Genomic DNA, 1,644 nt, shown 5'->3' with positions numbered 1-1,644 from the left:
ATTGATATTTGTCTCGTCTGGAAGTTTTTTTTCTTGTTTTATCTTTAAACTTGATAAATCATTTTTACCCATGGTTAAATTCCAATTTGTTTGTACAAGTCATCAAATTGCGCAGCCACTTCACGATAATTATATTTAGCTAATGCATTGGCTTGCATTAGTTGTTGAATGGATTGCTGTTGTTCAAAAATACTGTCAAACACTTTTGAGTATTTCAATGGTAATACCGGTATGTTTAACTCTGGAAATTTGTCTTTCACAGCGTCTGCAATATTTTGATAATCGTTACTTTTTTTCCAATCATCAATAAATGTTTCTTTCTTTCCTTTTTGTAACTTAGTTGCGACCACCACAATATTTGAATTGTATTGCCGTATTTGATGAATGGTGTTTAACCCCGCAACCAGGCTTTTATATTCATTATAAATAGGCACTAACACAACGTCTGACATAGAAAGTGCAGATGTAATGCTAACCGCCAATTTTGAAATGGATCCAGCCAAGTCAAAGACAATGTCAATGTCCATTTCTTTCAGTTCATTAGGGAAAGGCTCTTCTGTATCCAGCGCGATCAGTCTGTTGTCTTCTAACAAGCTATCATAAATATGAAAGGCTTCATTAGTGCCAATACAAAAATTCTTATCAAGAATGATATTGGTAGATATTGGGGTTTTACCAGCAGAACCTTTGGAACTATAAACGGCTATTTTCATAATAAAAATGACTTAATTTTGTAGACATATTTCTCTCTATATTGCCCGACTATAACTACTCTGTAAACTTGTAAACTTGTAAACTTGTAAACTTGTAAACTTGTAAACTTATAAACTTGTAAACTTGTAAACTTGTAAACTTGTAAACTTGTAAACTTGTAAACTTGTAAACTTGTAAACTTGTAAACTTGTAAACTTACACTATATAAAAACACAGTGAGATAAAATAATGATTCTCTTTAAATCAATTAATCACTGATGGGCTACTACTTAATAGCTGAGGGCAAACTTACTAGAAAATAGGCGAATTAAGTCGAGCTGCACCCCTTATTTTAAAAAGAAGCTCAATGCAACCAACAATGTGGCGGTTTTATCACTGTCTATTGAGACAGGTGAGTCTCATGAAACAAAAGATAACTGCGATTTCTTTAAGTAAGCAAGTCTTGCTTGAAAAGAGTGCCGTTTCCAGCTCGTAAGCCCCCCTAGGGGGCGAAAAACTATACCGACTATGCTCTATAGGCACAACAATAAGTGCCGCTATATCGCCTTATAAAGCCCTTGTGAAGTCATCGGTGTAATTAGGATCACAATGGGCAGAGCAATACAATTACTAAAAGATGATAACTGGATAAATCTGGTAAAAAGCGTTCGCTTGCCTAGGACGAAATTTTGCAAAGGTCATGATCTGAATTACTCGCCGTTGTCGGCAGAAACAATCGACACTTATGTTGGATAGTAAAGCGTCTGGTTTTCTCAAAGAGATGCCTTCACGTCTTGAGGTGGTAGCGTTATCTACTCACTTTATTACACCCGTGGTGCATTTGGAAAATAAGGTGAAAGGAGTAAGTTACTCACCCTCAATAAGAGATTATCATTAATTATCTAGAAAAATGGTAATACGATGAGTAACTTACAGACTGTTTATAACAAA

Annotated in this window: 1 protein-coding gene; it reads right to left on the bottom strand. The window is 35.0% G+C overall.

The genetic code is table 11. The features are described from left to right. Positions 1-74 precede the first annotated feature (74 nt). A complete protein-coding gene (locus ACMUMJ_RS16830; protein ID WP_414680005.1) occupies positions 75-713 on the bottom strand; it encodes a P-loop NTPase family protein in 639 nt (212 codons plus the stop codon). Between the last annotated feature and the right edge of the window lie 931 nt (positions 714-1,644).

Origin of the sequence: Marinomonas phycocola (genome assembly GCF_047525455.1) — a bacterium.
GTDB lineage: Bacteria > Pseudomonadota > Gammaproteobacteria > Pseudomonadales > Marinomonadaceae > Marinomonas.
This window is presented reverse-complemented; position numbering and strand designations above follow the sequence as displayed.

Bases quoted from the DNA above. Each gene is read 5' to 3' on its own strand.
- ACMUMJ_RS16830 (WP_414680005.1), bottom strand. From the start codon at position 713: ATGAAAATAGCCGTTTATAGTTCCAAAGGTTCTGCTGGTAAAACCCCA.